The sequence below is a fragment of the Streptomyces sp. NPDC029292 genome, from assembly GCF_055569295.1.
Window position 1 is genome coordinate 342,733 of the sequence record NZ_JBVHXR010000001.1, and the last position, 16,259, is coordinate 358,991.

General features: G+C 71.1%; 15 protein-coding genes, 1 tRNA gene and 2 pseudogenes. 10 read left to right on the forward strand and 8 right to left on the reverse strand.

Annotation, left to right across the window (positions count from 1 at the left end; genetic code table 11):
* Positions 1-479: 479 nt before the first annotated feature.
* A tRNA-Pro gene (locus ACZ4WS_RS01625) sits at positions 480-553 on the reverse strand.
* Positions 554-654: 101 nt separating this feature from the next.
* Here ACZ4WS_RS01625 and ACZ4WS_RS01630 point away from each other — a divergent pair.
* Both ACZ4WS_RS01630 and cobF read left to right on the forward strand, forming a co-directional pair.
* On the forward strand, positions 655-1,179 hold the full coding sequence (locus tag ACZ4WS_RS01630; RefSeq protein ID WP_467976173.1) for a DUF309 domain-containing protein: 525 nt from the start codon (positions 655-657) through the stop codon (positions 1,177-1,179).
* 91 nt (positions 1,180-1,270) lie between these two features.
* On the forward strand, positions 1,271-2,041 hold the full coding sequence (gene cobF, locus ACZ4WS_RS01635) for a precorrin-6A synthase (deacetylating) (protein WP_467976174.1): 771 nt from the start codon (positions 1,271-1,273) through the stop codon (positions 2,039-2,041).
* Between the two features lie 61 nt (positions 2,042-2,102).
* On the opposite strand, the gene ACZ4WS_RS01640 is transcribed toward cobF, so the two are convergent.
* Positions 2,103-2,849, reverse strand: coding sequence for a cobalt-precorrin-6A reductase (locus ACZ4WS_RS01640; protein ID WP_467976176.1), 747 nt, complete (start codon positions 2,847-2,849; stop codon positions 2,103-2,105).
* A 219-nt stretch (positions 2,850-3,068) separates the two neighbouring features.
* Between ACZ4WS_RS01640 and ACZ4WS_RS01645 the strand changes: the two genes are divergently transcribed.
* Positions 3,069-3,881 carry an HAD-IIA family hydrolase gene (locus tag ACZ4WS_RS01645; protein WP_467976178.1) on the forward strand — a complete coding sequence of 271 codons (813 nt, stop codon included), beginning with the start codon at positions 3,069-3,071 and terminating at the stop codon, positions 3,879-3,881.
* A 51-nt stretch (positions 3,882-3,932) separates the two neighbouring features.
* On the opposite strand, the gene ACZ4WS_RS01650 is transcribed toward ACZ4WS_RS01645, so the two are convergent.
* The gene (locus ACZ4WS_RS01650) at positions 3,933-4,706 is read right to left on the reverse strand and encodes a sulfite exporter TauE/SafE family protein (protein WP_467976179.1); all 774 of its coding nucleotides are present in this window, start codon (positions 4,704-4,706) and stop codon (positions 3,933-3,935) included.
* 101 nt (positions 4,707-4,807) lie between these two features.
* Positions 4,808-5,995, reverse strand: coding sequence for a thiolase family protein (locus ACZ4WS_RS01655; RefSeq protein ID WP_467976180.1), 1,188 nt, complete (start codon positions 5,993-5,995; stop codon positions 4,808-4,810).
* 330 nt (positions 5,996-6,325) lie between these two features.
* Here ACZ4WS_RS01655 and ACZ4WS_RS01660 point away from each other — a divergent pair, with 330 nt between their 5' ends.
* The gene (locus ACZ4WS_RS01660; RefSeq protein WP_467976181.1) at positions 6,326-7,138 is read left to right on the forward strand and encodes an SAM-dependent methyltransferase; all 813 of its coding nucleotides are present in this window, start codon (positions 6,326-6,328) and stop codon (positions 7,136-7,138) included.
* Between the two features lie 140 nt (positions 7,139-7,278).
* Positions 7,279-8,142 carry an aldo/keto reductase gene (locus tag ACZ4WS_RS01665; RefSeq protein ID WP_467976183.1) on the forward strand — a complete coding sequence of 288 codons (864 nt, stop codon included), beginning with the start codon at positions 7,279-7,281 and terminating at the stop codon, positions 8,140-8,142.
* A 105-nt stretch (positions 8,143-8,247) separates the two neighbouring features.
* On the opposite strand, the pseudogene ACZ4WS_RS01670 reads toward ACZ4WS_RS01665, so the two are convergent.
* Positions 8,248-8,658, reverse strand: a pseudogene (locus ACZ4WS_RS01670) (IS701 family transposase); the annotation flags it as partial.
* Between the two features lie 2 nt (positions 8,659-8,660).
* Positions 8,661-9,194, reverse strand: coding sequence for a MarR family winged helix-turn-helix transcriptional regulator (locus ACZ4WS_RS01675; RefSeq protein ID WP_467976185.1), 534 nt, complete (start codon positions 9,192-9,194; stop codon positions 8,661-8,663).
* A 217-nt stretch (positions 9,195-9,411) separates the two neighbouring features.
* Here ACZ4WS_RS01675 and ACZ4WS_RS01680 point away from each other — a divergent pair, with 217 nt between their 5' ends.
* The 3 genes from ACZ4WS_RS01680 (at position 9,412) to ACZ4WS_RS01690 (ending at position 11,970) form a co-directional block, all read left to right on the forward strand.
* Positions 9,412-9,960, forward strand: a complete 549-nt coding sequence (locus tag ACZ4WS_RS01680) for a YceI family protein (protein ID WP_467976187.1) — start codon at positions 9,412-9,414, stop codon at positions 9,958-9,960.
* Positions 9,961-10,125: 165 nt separating this feature from the next.
* Entirely contained in the window at positions 10,126-11,190 is a 1,065-nt protein-coding gene (locus ACZ4WS_RS01685; RefSeq protein WP_467976189.1) for a LacI family DNA-binding transcriptional regulator, read from the forward strand.
* 243 nt (positions 11,191-11,433) lie between these two features.
* Positions 11,434-11,970 carry an NUDIX hydrolase family protein gene (locus ACZ4WS_RS01690; protein WP_467976190.1) on the forward strand — a complete coding sequence of 179 codons (537 nt, stop codon included), beginning with the start codon at positions 11,434-11,436 and terminating at the stop codon, positions 11,968-11,970.
* 89 nt (positions 11,971-12,059) lie between these two features.
* On the opposite strand, the gene ACZ4WS_RS01695 is transcribed toward ACZ4WS_RS01690, so the two are convergent.
* Both ACZ4WS_RS01695 and ACZ4WS_RS01700 read right to left on the reverse strand, forming a co-directional pair.
* Entirely contained in the window at positions 12,060-13,343 is a 1,284-nt protein-coding gene (locus tag ACZ4WS_RS01695) for an amidase (protein WP_467976192.1), read from the reverse strand.
* Entirely contained in the window at positions 13,340-14,212 is an 873-nt protein-coding gene (locus ACZ4WS_RS01700; RefSeq protein WP_467976193.1) for an MmyB family transcriptional regulator, read from the reverse strand. Before ACZ4WS_RS01700 ends, ACZ4WS_RS01695 begins: the two co-directional genes overlap by 4 nt.
* A gap of 307 nt (positions 14,213-14,519) precedes the next feature.
* Here ACZ4WS_RS01700 and ACZ4WS_RS01705 point away from each other — a divergent pair, with 307 nt between their 5' ends.
* Both ACZ4WS_RS01705 and ACZ4WS_RS01710 read left to right on the forward strand, forming a co-directional pair.
* Positions 14,520-15,554, forward strand: coding sequence for a zinc-dependent alcohol dehydrogenase family protein (locus ACZ4WS_RS01705; protein ID WP_467976194.1), 1,035 nt, complete (start codon positions 14,520-14,522; stop codon positions 15,552-15,554).
* Between the two features lie 436 nt (positions 15,555-15,990).
* Positions 15,991-16,194: pseudogene (locus tag ACZ4WS_RS01710) on the forward strand (hypothetical protein); the annotation flags it as partial.
* Between the last annotated feature and the right edge of the window lie 65 nt (positions 16,195-16,259).

The window sequence follows — 16,259 nt, forward strand, 5'->3', positions numbered from 1 at the left end:
CCGGCTGCAGCGGCCCTTGACTGGAACACGAGCTGCATGTCACCCCTGCTTCCGCCCCGCCCTCAACTGCCGTGCCCCAGCCGGTCTCGGTCGGGTCGCACTGGGAACGGGGTCGGTGACGGGAACGCGCTTCCTGGTGGGAGACTCGGCAGCCGGCTGAGGACCCCGACGACCAGCCGCCGGACCTCCAAGTACGTGATGTTGTCCAGGCATTGACACTGCTCCACAACCGCCTCGCCGAACTCGGCTTCCCGGACGACCCATCACCCTGCGCCTGTCCGATAAGGCGCGGGGGCTTGAGCGAGCGCTGGGTGGGGCAGTGGGAAGTGGCGGAGGATCCGACTCCTCCGCATGACGAGCGCCGGCGACAGCCACGCGCGCCCAATTACGGCTTCCAGTAACCCCAACCGGTCCCCAAGAACGATCAAGAGGCTGTATCGGAAGATTCCGATACAGCCTCTGACCTGCGACTTCAAAAGTCGGGACGACAGGATTTGAACCTGCGACCCCTTGACCCCCAGTCAAGTGCGCTACCAAGCTGCGCCACGTCCCGATGCGTTTCACCCGCGGTGACCCGCGTGATCGTGCGAACAGAACTTTACCCCACGTCGGGGGCTGCTCCGTAGCGGGCGCGGGGCGCGCGACAATCGGCGTATGAGTGGGACATCTGGAGCTCGGCGGGGCGGCGGGCGCGATCGGGACACGGCGGGGCGGGCGCGGAACGCCCGGCCGCGCGACGGGCTCGGGCGGCCCCTGCCGTACGGCGCGGACGGGGTGGAACGGCAGCCGGAAGGCGTCGTACGCAGCCCCGAGGAGACGGTCGCCGCGGCGCAGGCGCTGCTGGACGCGGGGAGACCGTTCCACGCGCACGAGGTCTTCGAGGACGCCTGGAAGTCCGGGCCCGAGGACGAGCGCGCGCTGTGGAAGGGGCTGGCCCAGCTCGCCGTGGGGCTCACGCACGCGGCCCGGGGGAACACGACGGGCGGCGCCCGGCTGCTGCGGCGCGGGGCCGGGGCAATCGAGGAGTGGGCGTCGAGGTCCGGTCAGCCGCGCCCGTACGGTATGGACCTCGCGGAACTGAGCGCCTGGGCGCGCGACTTGGCGGGCGTCGTGGAGAAGGAGGGTACGGCGGTCGGTGCGGCGGCGCGGGCACCGCGGCTGCGTGGCCGTCGGGCCTGACCCGCTCACCCCCGCGTCGGTCCGGCCGGGGCGTGAGCGCTGACCCGGGTGCGGTGCGTCCACTGTCAGTGGCGTGCGGCAGACTCTGGGTGTGCGAAAGATTCAGGTCATCGGGATTGGGGCGGGCGACCCCGATCAGCTCACCCTGCAGGCGGTCAAAGCGCTGAGGAGCACGGACGTGTTCTTCATCCTGGACAAGGGCGAGGTGAAGTCGGACCTCGTCCAGCTGCGCCGTGACATCCTCGACGCGCACCTACCGCAGGGGGCGTACCGGCTGGTCGAGGCGCGCGACCCGGACCGCGACCGGACCGCGGGGGGCGCGGCGTACTCGCCGGCCGTCGGGGACTGGCGCAGTGCCCGAGCGGACATCTACGAGCAGCTGATCGCCGAGGAGCTGGGCGAGGACGAGAGCGGCGCGTTCCTGGTCTGGGGCGACCCCTCGCTGTACGACAGCACGCTCGGGATCCTGGAGGAGATCCTGGAGCGGGGCGCGGTGGCGTTCACGTACGACGTCGTGCCCGGCATCAGCAGCGTCTCCGCGCTCGTCGCCCGGCACCGCACGGGGCTGAACCGGGTGGCCCGGCCCGTCCAGATCACCACGGGCCGCCGCCTCGCGGAGGGCTTCCCCGAGGGTGTCGACGACGTGGTCGTCATGCTCGACGCCCACCAGACGTTCCGGCAGTACGCCGGGGAGGACATCGACATCTACTGGGGCGCCTACATCGGCACACCCGACGAGATCCTCGCCTCCGGCCCCATAGCCGAGGCGGCCCCCCGTATCGAGCAGCTGCGTGCCGAGGCCCGGGAGCGCAAGGGCTGGATCATGGACACGTATCTGCTGCGCAGACACCCACGGGGGTAGCGCGCGCAGGGGGCGAGTGACCGGCTGGCCAGCCGGGAGTCGAGCGCGTCCGGGTGCCAGGTTATCGGCCGCCGAGGTCCAGCCGGGCGAGGGCCGAGGCGACGTCCGATACCGCGGTCACGTGCTCAGGAAGCGGGGGGCGGCGTACGACGACCACGGGGAGCCCGAGTTCACGTGCGGCCGTGAGTTTGGCCGCCGTGGCGTCTCCCCCGCTGTCCTTCGTCACCAGGACGTCGATGCGGTGCTCGCGCAGCAGCGCCTCCTCGCCGTCCACGGTGAACGGGCCGCGCGCGAGCAGTACTTCGGTATGCGGTGGCAGCGGCGGCTCGGGTGCCTCCACCGACCGTACGAGGAAGTGGAGTGCGGCGAGATCCGCGAAGGCCGCGAGGCCCAGGCGGCCGGTGGTGAGGAAGACGCGGCGGCCCAACGCGGGGAGCAGCGCGGCGGCTTCGGCGAGGGAGGCCGCCGGGTGCCAGCGGTCGCCGGGACCGGGGCGCCAGCCGGGGCGGCGCAGCACCACGGCCGGGATTCCGGTCGCCGCCGCGGCCCGCGCGGCGTTCACCGTGATGCCGGAGGCGAACGGGTGCGTCGCGTCCACCACGGCCGCCACGCCGTGCTCGCGCAGCCACTCCGCCAGCCCTTTCGCCCCGCCGAATCCCCCGATCCGTACGTCCCCTTCGAGTGCCCCGGGCCGGGACACACGCCCCGCGAGAGATGTCGTCACGCGCACGCCGGGACGTACCGCCAGCTCGGCGGCGAGCTGACGCGCCTCGGTGGTGCCGCCGAGGACCAGGACGTGGGGGGACATGGGGGCGAGCGTACGTGGTCGGGGTGGGCTACGGGGCTCCGGGTCCGGACCCGGGGTTCAGTGCGGCCGGCCCGAGGTTCAGTGGGACGGCGGGCAGGTGGCTTGCGGCGCCGGGGGCGCCGGGGCACTCCGAGGGCGTCGGGACACTCTGGGGGCCGCGGCGCTCCGGGGGCGTCGTCACGCATGCGCGACGCACGTGCGTGTCGGTATTGTCCAGACATGGCATCGGTCCGCGCGGTCCTGATCGACATCGACGGTGTACTCACGGTCTCGTGGGAGCCACTGCCCGGCGCGGTCGAGGCGCTGCGGCAGATCCGCGCGTCGGGCCTCGGTGTCGCCCTGGTCACCAACACGACGTCCCGGACGCGCGCGTCGATCGCCGCGACCCTGGCCGGGGCAGGCTTCCCCGTGGACGCCGAGGACATCCTCACCGCGCCGGCCGTCACGGCGGCGTATCTCGCCGACCGCCATCCCGGCGCCCGGTGCTCCCTGCTGAACAGCGGGGACATCCAGGAGGACCTCGCGGGCGTCACGCTGCTCGAGGACGCCGACATGGACGCCGACATGAACACCGTCCCGGATGTCGTCGTCGTGGGCGGGGCCGGTCCCGAGTTCGACTACGCCGCGCTCAACCGGGCCTTCGGCCACCTCCAGCGGGGCGCCCGGCTGATCGCCATGCACCGCAACCTCTACTGGCGTACCGACCGAGGACTGCAACTGGACACCGGTGCGTTCCTGGTCGGGCTCGAGCAGGCGTCCCGAGTCCGGGCCGAGATCACCGGCAAGCCGTCGCCCGCGTTCTTCGAGACGGCGCTGGCGCGTCTCGGCGTCGGTCCGGGCGAGGCGCTCATGGTGGGCGACGACATCGAGTCGGACGTGCTCGCGGCGCAGCGCACGGGAATCAGCGGCGTCCTCGTCAAGACCGGCAAGTATCTGCCCGAGACCCATCAGGCGGCGAGCGGCAGGCCCGACCACGTCCTGGACTCCGTGGCGGATCTCCCCGACCTGCTGAACTCCGGCGCTCTCCAGTAGAGGAAGGGATAGAGGTAGAGGAGGAAGTAGGGGCAGCGGTACCAGCAGCGGTCAGCGCAGCAGGAGCTGCGCCCCGCCCAGCACCGTCGCCGCGATGACCAGCCGCTCGAAGAGCTGCTGGTTGATCCGGTTCACGGCCCATTTGCCGATGAACGCCCCCGGCACGACGAAGACCGCCAGCGCCGCGTCCAGCAGCAGCGAGTGCCCGTCGATCAGGCCCAGTCCGACGCTGAAGGGCACCTTGGAAACGTTGACGATCAGGAAGAAGAAGGCGGAGGTGCCGAGGAAGCCCAGCTTCCTGAAGCCCGCCGACAGGAGATACATCGACATCACCGGGCCGCCCGCGTTGGCGACCATCGTGGTGAAGCCGCCGAGCACGCCGTACGAACGGGCCTTGATCCGCCCCCCGCGCGTCACCACCGAGTCGGGTTGGTCGTCCTGGGCGGCGACCCTGCGGCGCCATACCGTGACCGCCGCCATCAGCAGCAGGATCGCGCCGATCGAGGTCCGTACGATCCCGTCGTCGGCCCACACCAGGAAGAGCGTGCCGAGGACGACGCCCGCGGCGACCGCCGGGAACAGCCGCCACAGCGTGGGCCAGTGGGCGTGCCGCCGGTAGGTGAGCACGGCCAGCACGTCCCCGACGATGAGGACGGGCAGGAGCACACCGGTCGAGGCACGGGCGGGCAGGACGGCGGCGAAGATCGCCAGGCTGACCGTGTTGGCCCCGCTGACGGCGGTCTTCGAGAAGCCGACGAGCAGGGCCGCGGCGGCGAGAGCGGCGAACTCCCAGACGGATATGTGCCAGAGCGTCATTGTGTTCATGCGGGGACCGATGCTATGCCCACGCATCTGGCCGCGTAAGGACCGTCTCGCCAGGTGACCCCTGCGTCGGCCTGTGCAGTCGCGCTCTCGCCGAGCAGACGTCAGTCGCGCTCCACCAGCACCGCGCTGCCCTGTCCCACGCCGACGCACATGGTGGCGAGACCGCGCGCGGCGCCCGTGCGGCGCATGCGGTGGAGCAGCGTGGTGAGGATGCGGGCGCCCGAGCAGCCGAGCGGGTGGCCGAGGGCGATGGCGCCGCCGGTCGGGTTGACCCGGTCCGGGTCGATACCGAGGCGGTCCACACAGGCGAGGGCCTGGGCCGCGAACGCCTCGTTGAACTCGGCCTCCTCGATGTCACCGACGCCCCAGCCGACGCGCGCCAGTGCCTTCTGCGTGGCGGGCACGGGACCGATGCCCATGACGTCCGGGTGAACACCCGCCGAGGCCCCGGCGACATACCGCCCGAAGGACTCCAGTCCCAGCTCGTTCAGGGCCTCTTCGCTGACCAGCAGCACGCCGGCGGCGCCGTCGTTCATCGGCGAGGCGTTGCCCGCGGTGACCGTGCCGCCCGCGCGGAACACGGGCTTGAGGCGGGACAGCTTGTCGAGCGAGGTGTCCTCTCGTACGCACTCGTCGCTGTCGACGACGACGCCGTCCGGGCGCTTCACGGGGAGCAGTTCGTCGTCGAAGTACCCGTTCTTCAGGGCGTCCGCGGCGCGTTGGTGACTGCGCAGCGCGAACGCGTCCTGGCGCTCGCGCGAGATGCCGAAGCGCTCGGCGACCTCCTCGGCGGTCTCGCCCATCGACAGGAGTCCGTGCAGCTCCTTCATCGCGGGGTTGACCAGACGCCAGCCGAGCCGGGTGTCGACGGTCTCGATGCGGTGCGGGAGGGCCTCGTCGGGGCGGGGCAGGACGAAGGGGGCGCGGCTCATGGACTCGGAGCCGCCCGCGAGCACGATGTCGGCCTCGCCCGCGGCGATGGTGCGGGCCGCCGTCGTGACGGCTTCGAGGCCGGAGGCGCACAGCCGGTTGACCGTGGCGCCGGGCACGGACTCGGGCAGTCCGGCGAGGAGCGCGGCCATCCGGGCGACGTTGCGGTTGTCCTCGCCCGCCTGGTTGGCGGCGCCCCAGTAGACGTCGTCGATCCTGGCCGGGTCGAGCGCGGGCACTTCGGCGACCAGACCGCGGATCACGGTCGCGGCGAGGTCGTCGGGCCGGATGGAGGACATGGCTCCGCGCAGCTTGCCGATGGGGGTGCGGCGGGCGGCCGCGAAGTGGACGGGACGCACGACAGGACTCCTGACAGAAACCGGAAACCGGATGCCCGATGCCCGATGCCGGGGCCAGATCCCCGATGCCGGAGACCAGATGCCCGACGCCGGGGACCAGATGCCGGATCAAGGGGACCGGATCAAAGGAACCGGACAATTAATTAGCACTGCTAGTTTTCGACTATAGACCGCGGCCCCGCCCCCTGGGAAGGACCCCTCGCGCCAGCAGATGGCCGAGGACCGCCTCAGGCGAGTCCTGCAGTCCCGGGGAATGGCACACTGCTCGCACGTCTCGCCGAACGCAGGTCGACACGGCGAACAGCCCGAGTCGAGCAGAGGAGTTGCCGCATGACCGGCACCGAGCCCGCCGCCCACCGGATCGACACCAGCAAGCCGCATCCGGCGCGGGTGTACGACTGGTATCTCGGCGGCAAGGACAACTACCCGGTCGACGAGCAACTCGGGCAGCACATCATGGCGCTCGATCCCGGGGCCAAGCGGGCCGCGCGCAGCAATCGCTGGTTCATGCAGCGGGCCACGCGCCGGCTCGTCCGCGAGGCGGGAATCCGCCAGTTCCTCGACATCGGCACAGGCATTCCCACGGAACCCAACCTGCACCAGATCGCGCAGACCACCGCTCCGGACGCGCGGGTCGTCTACGTCGACAACGACCCCATCGTCCTCGCGCACGCCGAGGCCCTGTTGCGCGGGACTCCGGAGGGCGTGACGGAGTATCTCCAGGCCGACGCGCGCGAGCCGCACAAGATCCTCGAACAGGCGGGCCGCGTCCTCGACTTCGACCGGCCCGTCGCCCTGTCGCTCATCGCCCTGATGCACTTCATAGCCGATGAGAGCGGCGCGTACGAACTGGTGGAGACCCTGGTCGACTCGCTGGCGCCAGGCAGCTGTCTGGTCCTGTCCGCGATGACCGCCGATTTCGAGCCCGAGAACGTGCGACGGGGCATCGAGACGTACGCGAAGGGAGGCGTGACCCTCGTCGGACGCTCGCACGCCGAAGTGAGCGGCTTCTTCAAGGGACTTGAGCTGGTCGAGCCGGGGATCGTGTCCGTGGTGGACTGGCATCCCGAATTCGCGGAGGGCGAGACCCCGACCGGCGACGGGCCGGTCTCCCTGTACGGCGGGGTCGGGATCAAGGCTTGAACTGGCGCGGATCCTCGGAGCCATTGCCCATGGGGCATATCGCGGACGGACTGCCCTCCATATCCGTGGAACGACAGTGGACATGAGCCCAGAAGCGTAACGTCACGGCTGTCGCGTCGCGTCACTCCAGGGGGCATGGAATGCACTACCGCCGCATCGGCAGCGCCAAGGTCAGCGCCATCGGGCTCGGCGGGATGCCGCTGTCCATCGAAGGGCGGCCGGATGAGGAGCGCGCGATCGCGACCATCCATGCCGCGCTCGACGCCGGGATCTCGTTCATCGACACGGCCATGGCGTACTGCCTGAACTCGTCCGAGACGGGGCACAACGAGGCGCTGATCGCCCGAGCACTCGCGGCGTACGGCGGTGACACCTCCGAGGTACTGGTCGCCACCAAGGGCGGGGCAGCACGCGAAGCCGACGGGGCATGGTCCCTCAACGGGGCTCCCGAGAGCCTGCGGGCGGCGTGCGAGGACTCGCTCAAGCGATTGGGTGGGGACGCCATCGGGCTCTACCAGCTGCACGTGCCGGACCCCCATGTGCCCTACGCCGACTCCGTGGGTGCGCTGCGCGACCTGTACGACGCGGGCAAGGTCCGCGCGGTCGGCATCTCGAACGTGGACTCCGACCAGCTGCGCGAAGCCCATGGGATTCTCGGCGAGCGGCTGGTGTCCGTACAGAACAGCTTCTCGCCGGCGAGCCGCGACAGCGAGCCGCAGCTTCGCCTGTGCACCGAGCTGAACATCGCCTTCCTGCCGTACAGCCCGCTGGGCGGTATCTCCCGGGCGGGCAGCCTGGGTTCATCCCACGCCGCCTTCGCGCGGATCGCGGAGGAGCGCGGGATCAGCCCGCAGCAGGTGTGCCTGGCCTGGGAGTTGGCCAAGTCCCCGGTCGTCGTCCCGATCCCGGGATCGTCCCGCCCCGCGACCGTCCGCGACTCGGCGGCAGCGGCCGACCTGAAGCTCACGGAAGCGGAGTTCGCCGAACTCGACGCCGCCCAGTAGTGCTTCGTCAGGTTCTGGTTCTGGTGAGGGGGCGGCCGCAGGTGGTGCGGGTCCCGGTCCAGCACCGCAGGAGGTCCTGGAGGGTGTCGAGGACTTGGTAGCGGGTCAGGCCGGTGTGGGGACTTTGGGGTCCAGCCGCCGAAGGGTGAGGAAGGCCCGGGCGGCGGTGACGAGGGTGACGTGGTGATGCCGGCCGCGCCAGCTGCGGCCCTCGAAGTGGTCCAGGCCCAGGCCGTGTTCGAGTTCGCGGTAGTCGTGCTCGATGCGCCGGCGCATCTTGGCCCGCCACACCAGGTCTTCGACCGGTGTGGCGGCGGGCAGGTCGGAGATCCAGTAGCCGGTCGGGGCCTGCTCATCGGCGGGCCATTCCACCAGCACGGTCTGCACCGGCAGCACTCCGTCCCACCAGGGACGGCGGCCGCCTGTTTCCTGGGCGGCCCGCAGGGCCTGCTTGCCCGCCGGCCGTACCCGCAGCACCGCGAACCGTGACGTCATGGGGCCGCCCGCGGCCTCCCGTGTCACGCGGCCCCCGATGCCTCCGTTCCGTCGCAGGACTCGTCCACCAGGCCCAGCGTGGCAATGGCGGCGGCGAAGGACGCGAAGCCCTCCTCGCCGAGAGGTTCCACGACACGTCGGCGTACCGCGTCGGCGAACACCTTGGCCGCGGCCGTGGCGGTCTCGCGGCCGAGCGGCGTCAGCGCGGCATACGTCACCCGGCGGTCCGAACGCGACGGGCGGCGCTCGACGAGCCCGGCGTCGGCCAGCCGGTCGACCACTCCGGTCGTACCGGCGGTGGAGAAACCGAGCGTCTGGGAGAGCAGCCGCATCGGAGCGGCCTGCTCCGGCGAGGCGACCAGGAAGCACAGCACCTCGAGCGACGACGGCGGCAGCCCGACCTCGCGCTGAGCCTCGGCGAGCAGGCTGTCCGTGAGCTCCCGGAATCCGATCGCCAACCCGTTCCAGCGCTGGAGAAGCGCGGCCTCCTCCTCGCTGGGGCACGTGGCCGCGCCGGGGCACTCGATCCGCCCCACTGGTTGCTGGGACTCCCCCATGCACTGGCTCCCGTCGTCCGATTCCACGTTCTCACCGCTTGCCGAGGATACCCCGGCCAGCTATTATCTCGCTAACTACCTAATAGGTCGCAATGTAATAGCTGGCGATGTATTGATTCTTCAAGCGACCAGCAACGCCGCGGCGGCTGTCGCTCCGGCGCCCGGATCCCCCCGCCCCCCGATCCCCCTCGACCGCTCACGAAAGGCACGAACCACCATGTCGAACACCACCCCGCACTCCGGCCGGACCGGCTCACTCACGGATGTCGGCGCCGGCCGCTGGACCCTCGACCCGGCCGGCACGTCGGTCCGCGTCCAGCACAAGACGATGTGGGGCCTCGTCAACGTCAAGGGCGTCTTCACCCAGGTCAGCGGCGAAGGCGCGGTGCTCGCCGGAGGCGGCGCGCACGGCAGCGTGACGATCGACGCCGCTTCCCTGGACACCAAGAACGCCAAGCGCGACAAGCACCTGCGCTCCGCGGACTTCTTCGACGCCGACAAGCACCCCTCGCTCGTCTTCACCGCCACCGACGTCACCTCGGTCGGCAACGGAACCGCCCGGATCACCGGCGACCTGACCGTGATCGGCGTCAGCCGCCCGCTCTCCTTCACCGCGGAAGCCTCCGAGGTCTCGGCCGACGCCGTCACCCTCACCGCCGAACTGCCGGTGGACCGCAAGGAGTTCGGCATGACCTGGAACCAGGCCAACATGCTGAAGCCGCTGACCTTCGTCACGATCACCGCGCGCTTCACCCGCCAGTCCTGATCACACGCGGTACGGCGCCGGAAGAGGTTCCCCTGCCCGCCGGTACGAGCCGCGCGACCGCTCTTCGTCCTGCCGCCGGGGAGGTGGACTCGTACGGCTGCCGCCCCGGGACGCTCTACTAGGGTGAGCGTCCACGCAGGTGCGCGGGGTGGAGGGAAGCGAACGGTGGACAAGAAGGCGGCGGCCTCGGCCCAGGGCGATGCCTCGACGGTGCGGGATGTCGCGGCCCGGGCGGGCGTGTCGGCGTCCACCGTTTCGCGCGTGCTCGGTGGCACCTACCCGGTGGCCAAGGCCACCCGTGCCAAGGTCCTCAAGGCCATCCGCGACCTCGACTATGTGGTCAACGCACATGCCCGCGCCCTCGGCGGCTCCACCAACAACACCGTGGCCTTCGTCGTCGACGACGTCACCGGGCCCTTCTACGCCCACATCGCACGAGGAGTGGAGGAGCAGGCCTCCGCCGAGGGCAGGCTCTGCATGCTGTGCACCACGCACAACGACCCGCAGCGTGTCCTCGCCGTCGTCGAGACGATGCGCGAGCAGCGCGCCGACGCGGTGATCGTGGTCGGCGGCGCCTGGGACGACAGGGCCTACCAGGACCGCATGACCCACTTCGCGCACGCCCTCGACCGGGCGGGCTCGCGGCTCGTCCTCGTCGGGCGGCCGCCGCTCGGCCCGGGTGTGCCCGCCACGGTCGTGGACTACGACAACGAGAGCGGCGCCTTCGCCATGACGACCCACCTGCTGAGCGCGGGCCACCGGCGGGTCGCCTATCTCGGGCGGGTGCCGGGCCTGTCCACCAGCAGCCAGCGCATCAGCGGCTTCAACCGGGCGCACGAGATGCTCGGCGTCGAACCCGACCCCAAACTGATCGTGGACGGCGCCTTCACCCGCAGCTTCGGCTATCAGGGGATGCGTGAACTCCTCACCTCCGGCGCCGAGTTCAGCGCGGTCTTCGCGGGTACCGACATGGTCGCCGCGGGCGCCCTGCAGGCGCTGCGGGAGGCCGGGGCGCGCGTGCCCGAGGACATCGCCGTGGCGGGCTACGACGACATCCCGACCGCCATCGACGTGTATCCGACGCTGACCACCGTCCATGTGCCGTCCGAGGAACTGGGCCGTACGGCGGTCCGGTTGGCGCTGCACCGCGAGGAGTTCCCGGACAGCCAACACCAGGTCCTGGGCACGCACATCGTCATACGGGACTCGACCCGGCGCCACGACCGCTGACCGGACGTACGTCCCGCACGGAGCCACTCCAGCATCACTCGGCCCGAGGGGTCTTGGGGTCGCCTGGGACGCGGTGCAGACCGCGGGCCTGGTCTGGTTCGAGCTGCTGATGACGGGTTCGCATCACTGGCAGTCAGGCCGCGGCCCCCTCGCCGGGCGGTCCGCCCGGCCTCCTCGGGCCGGCCCGCGTCTCACCTGGAGCGGCGCGCGCGAAGCGGGAGGCATGGAAAGTACGATCAGCCAATGTCTGACACGACCGAAATCACGCCCGGCTGGCTGAGTTCCGACGAACTCGAACTGGCACGTGCCCGCATGCCGATCCTGTACGTCGAAGCCGTGCCGGTGCGAGTAGACGACAACGGCGAAGTCACCAGCATCGGACTGCTGCTGCGCATCGGGCCCGACGGGACGGTCAGCCGCACCCTCGTCTCCGGCCGGGTACTGCACCATGAACGGGTCCGGGACGCCCTGTTGCGCCACCTGGAGAAGGACCTCGGCCCGGTGGCTCTGCCCCGGGTCCCTGCCTCGTTGCAGCCCTTCACCGTCGCCGAGTACTTCCCGACGCAGGGGATCACGCCATTCCACGACCCCCGCCAGCACGCGGTGTCCCTCGCGTACATCGTCCCGGTGACCGGCGACTGCCGCCCCCGGCAGGACGCTCTCGACCTGGTCTGGTTCAGCCCTCAGGAGGCCAATTCGCCGCTGGTCCAGAACGACATGCCGGGCGGACAGGGAGTCCTTCTCAAGCAGGCCCTCGCCCACGTCGGCTGCCTGTCCTGAACGAGACGGGCCGCCGCGCCGTCGCCCGCGGCACACAGGACTGAGGCCGTCTTCCCAGCGGTGGGGAGACGGCCTCCGACGCGTCCTGGCTACTGCCGTGCCCGGGCGGCCTGTTCGATGGCCTGCCCGAGCGCGAAGAGCCGTTCCAGCCGATCCGGATGCCCGATGAGCTGGAGACCCAGCGGCATGCCCCTCGCGTCCCGGTGGCCCGGTACGGTCAGCGCCGGCAGGCCCAGGAGTTGCCAGGGCCGGCTCAGGACCGGTGACCCGGTGGCCGTCAGCCCCTCCGGCGCGGGCCCGAGGGCGGCGGGTCCGAGGACGGCGTCCACGTCGGTGAGCAGCGTCAGCATCGCGGCGCGCTCCCGCTCCGCGACGGACAGCGCGCGGTGGTAGTCCGCGGCCGTGATGGCGCGGCCGTCCGCCAGGAGTTCGTTGAGTGGTGTGCTCAGCTGCTCCGGGTGCGCGCCTTCCGCGGCGAGCGCGCGAGCCGCCTCGTACGCCATGATCATGGCGTGGGTGTCGACGAGCCGGGGAGTTCGGGCGGGCCAGTCGATCTCCACGAGTTCCGCGCCGTGGGCCGTCGCGTGCCCGGCGGTCCGCGCCAGCGCCGCTCGCATGTCCCCCGCGATCTCGCCCAGTTCGGCCCCCGGCCAGACCGCCAGCTTCGGGTGCGCCGGTGGTGCGACGGGGTCGGGGAGCCGGCCCGTGCCGGTCAGCGCCAGGTAGGCGAGACGGAGATCGGCGACGGTCCGGGTGAGCAGCCCGACCGCGTCGAGGGTGTGGGACAGGCCCATGAATCCCGTGGTGTCCAGCGGTCCCCCGGCCGGGGCGACGAATCCCGCGACTCCGCAGTACGCGGCCGGCCGGGTCAGCGAGCCGGCGGTCTGGCTGCCGAGGGCCAGGGGCACCACGCCCGCCGCGACGGCAGCCGCGGAACCGCTGGAGGAACCACCGGGTGTATGCGCGAGGTTGTGCGGATTCCTGGTGGGACCGGGCGAGAAGTAGGCGAACTCGGTGGTGACGGTCTTGCCCAGCGGGATCGCGCCGAGCTGCCGGAGCCGGGCGACCAGCGGGGCGTCCGACTCGGCGACCCGGCCCCGCCGCAGCGGCGACCCGCACTCGGTGGGCAGGCCGCGGACGTCGATGATGTCCTTGACGCCGAACGGAATGCCGCGCAGGAGGCCGCCCGCCGGCGCCGTGTCCGACTCCCGGGCGGCACGCGGCGCGCCGTCCCTGTCGACCCGTACCCACGCCCGGATGTCGGGCTCCGTACGGTCGAGGCGCTCCAGCGCGTCGGCGATCAGGCCGCTCGCGTTCAGCTCGCCCGCGGCCACCCGCGTCACGCACGCGGACAAGGACGGCGCCCCGTTCACGGCTCCACCACGAGCCGGGCCGTGCGGGCCCGCGACACGCAGGCCGCGATCTGGTCACCGGCCTCCTTCTCCTTGCGGGTCAGGCAGCTGTCGCGGTGGGCCGGTACGCCGTCCAGGACCGTGAGCACACAGGTGCCGCAGATGCCCTCACGGCAGGACGTGTCGACCTCGATGCCGCCGTCGGCCGGCACGTCGACGATGCTGCGCCCGGGCGGGACGCGGAACACCTCGCCGGTGTCCGGTTCCACGTCGAACGCGTCACCGGCTTCGGCCGTCGACTCCAGAGGCTGGAAAGGTTCGACGTGGACGTTGTCCTGCGGCAGCGAACGGGGCGCCGCGTCCACCGTCTCCCACTCCGCGTACAGCGTCTTCATCGCGGGATCGGCGAAGACCAGCCTCAGGTAGTTACGGTCCTTCTCCGGGACCTGCGCGAAATCGGTGACCAGGGCCGCAGCGAGGGAATTCCACGCCAGAATGTCCATGCCACGGCCGAGAACCACGGCCGGGGTCGCGCTGAGATCGTCCAGGAGTCGCTGCAATTGCGGCTGGACCTGCTGCCTCGCTCGCCGACGGGGCCGAGCGTCGTCCTTCCCGGCCAGTTCGAACAGATAGTCCCGCTGGTCGTCGTTCAAATGCAGCACCCGGGCCAAGGCGGCCAGCACCGGCGCGGACGCCTGAATGCCGCCCTGCTCCAGGCGGGTGTAGTAGTCGGTGCTGATCGCGGCCAGGTGCGCCACTTCCTCCCGGCGCAGACCCGGCACCCGCCGCGGCGCCCCGCTGTCGGGCAGCCCCACCGTGCGGGGGCTCAGCTCGGCGCGCCGGGATTTCAGGAATTCTCCCAGCTCATTCAGGTGCACATCGCGGGTCATGGTACCCAGTCTCGCAGCGGGCGCCCGCCGTTTTGCGGGCCCGTGTGCGGGTGCGAGCGTCGACGGCGAGACCGATACTTGCCGGACAGCCGGAAAGTCCCCTCAGTCGGCCGGAAAGCACCTTAGGCCGAGGGGGCAGCGCCTTTCCGAATCAGCAGGATTTCCGGACTGTACCCAACGGTGGGGTATCGACGGCGCCGGACCTCGTTCGTCCAAACCTCAGCCACGGGATCTGGCGCATCTGCGGGAAATCTCCCCGCGGACCCCTTTCTCAGCAAACGCAGGACGACTTGATCGGAAAGATGTCATGCGAGCAACTCTGATTTACGGTGCCGGTGACGTGCGTGTGGAGGACGTGCCGGACCCGAAGATCCAGCAGCCCACCGACGCCGTCGTACGCGTGACGCGGTCATGTATCTGCGGCAGCGATCTGTGGCCGTACGGGTCCAGGCCGGCCACGGAGCAGGGCGACCGTATCGGGCACGAGTTCCTCGGTGTGGTGGAGGAGACCGGCTCGGAGGTGTCCGGGCTGAAGGCGGGTGACCTGGTGGTCGCGCCGTTCGTGTGGTCGGACAACATCTGCGACTTCTGCCGGGAGGGCCTGCACACCTCCTGCCGGCACGGCGGCTTCTGGGGCGCGGAGGGTGTGGACGGCGGTCAGGGCGAGGCCGTGCGGGTGCCGCAGGCGCAGGGCACGCTGGTGAAACTCCCGGTCGGCGAGGACCCCGCCCTGCTGCCTTCCCTGCTGACCCTGTCCGACGTGTTCTGCACGGGGCATCACTGCGCGGTGACGGCCGGGGTCACCCCCCGTACGACCGTGACGGTGGTCGGCGACGGAGCGGTGGGGTTGTCTGCGGTACTGGCCGCGAAGCGGTTGGGTGCCGAGCGGATCATCCTCATGGGTCGTCACGAGGACCGTACCGACCTCGGCCGCGACTTCGGCGCCACCGACGTCGTCGCCGAACGCGGCGAGGAAGGCATCGAACGGGTCCGCGAGCTGACGGCGGGCGACGGCACGCACACCGTGCTGGAGTGCGTCGGCACGCTGCCCGCGCTGGAGATGTCGCTCGGCGTGGTCCGCGCGGGCGGCACGATCAGCCGGGTCGGCGCCCCGCAGTATGGCGAAGTACCCCTGGGCTTCGCGGAGTTCATGTCCAACATCACCCTCACCGGCGGCGTCGCCCCGGCCCGCGCCTACATCGAGGAACTCCTGCCCGACGTGCTGGAAGGGAAGATCGAACCCGGCCGGGTCTTCGACCGCACCGTCGACCTCGACGGCGTTCCCGACGGCTACCGCGCCATGGCCGACCGGGAAGCCCTCAAGGTCCTCGTCCAGCCCTGAGGCACGGGCCAGGGAGTCGGCCTCCGAGGAGGCGGCAGGGCCGTGACCTGCACGGAAGGAGCATGGGGGCCGTGTCACACCCCGGAACGCGGCTCCCCGGCACAGCACGGTCTGCCGGGACGCGAGCCCAAGCAGCAGTCTGGCGGCTCGTTGAAGATCCCCTTCCTGTGCAGGAGCCCCCATGTCCGGCCCTCACGCTCCGGCCCGGCAACCCGTAGGCGAGGTCTCGGAGCAACGCACCCCCGGTTCCCGTGCGGCGCTGGCAGCCGCCGTACTCGGCTTCTTCGTGATCACGCTCGATGCCCTGGTGGTCAATGTCGCGCTGCCCTCGATCAGGGACGACCTGGGCGGCGGCATCACGGGCCTCCTGGGGGTACCCCCTCTGGGGGAGGGTGGTGGACGGCTACACGCTCATGTTCGCCGCGCTGCTGCTGTCCTCACCGGTTCGCTGATCGGCGGTATCCGCGCCACTCAGGAGATGCTGGACTTCTGTGCGGAGCACGGCATCGGCGCCGAGGTCGAGGTCATCCCGGCCGACAAGATCAACGAGGCGTACGAACGCGTCCTCGCCTCCGACGTCCGCTACCGCTTCGTGATCGACACCTCGACGCTCGCCCGAACCGCGGCCAGGGCCGCCTGAGACCGCCCCGTACGGGGCGCGCCCCCGGGCCCCGTACGAAGTCCCGCCGGACCACCCCACAAGGC

Bases quoted from the DNA above. Each gene is read 5' to 3' on its own strand.
- ACZ4WS_RS01690 (WP_467976190.1), top strand. From the start codon at position 11,434: ATGTCTGACACGACCGAAATCACGCCCGGCTGGCTGAGTTCCGACGAA.
- ACZ4WS_RS01665 (WP_467976183.1), top strand. From the start codon at position 7,279: ATGCACTACCGCCGCATCGGCAGCGCCAAGGTCAGCGCCATCGGGCTC.
- ACZ4WS_RS01660 (WP_467976181.1), top strand. From the start codon at position 6,326: ATGACCGGCACCGAGCCCGCCGCCCACCGGATCGACACCAGCAAGCCG.
- ACZ4WS_RS01630 (WP_467976173.1), top strand. From the start codon at position 655: ATGAGTGGGACATCTGGAGCTCGGCGGGGCGGCGGGCGCGATCGGGAC.
- ACZ4WS_RS01650 (WP_467976179.1), bottom strand. From the start codon at position 4,706: ATGAACACAATGACGCTCTGGCACATATCCGTCTGGGAGTTCGCCGCT.
- ACZ4WS_RS01675 (WP_467976185.1), bottom strand. From the start codon at position 9,194: ATGGGGGAGTCCCAGCAACCAGTGGGGCGGATCGAGTGCCCCGGCGCG.
- ACZ4WS_RS01680 (WP_467976187.1), top strand. From the start codon at position 9,412: ATGTCGAACACCACCCCGCACTCCGGCCGGACCGGCTCACTCACGGAT.
- ACZ4WS_RS01640 (WP_467976176.1), bottom strand. From the start codon at position 2,849: ATGTCCCCCCACGTCCTGGTCCTCGGCGGCACCACCGAGGCGCGTCAG.
- ACZ4WS_RS01705 (WP_467976194.1), top strand. From the start codon at position 14,520: ATGCGAGCAACTCTGATTTACGGTGCCGGTGACGTGCGTGTGGAGGAC.
- ACZ4WS_RS01645 (WP_467976178.1), top strand. From the start codon at position 3,069: ATGGCATCGGTCCGCGCGGTCCTGATCGACATCGACGGTGTACTCACG.
- ACZ4WS_RS01700 (WP_467976193.1), bottom strand. From the start codon at position 14,212: ATGACCCGCGATGTGCACCTGAATGAGCTGGGAGAATTCCTGAAATCC.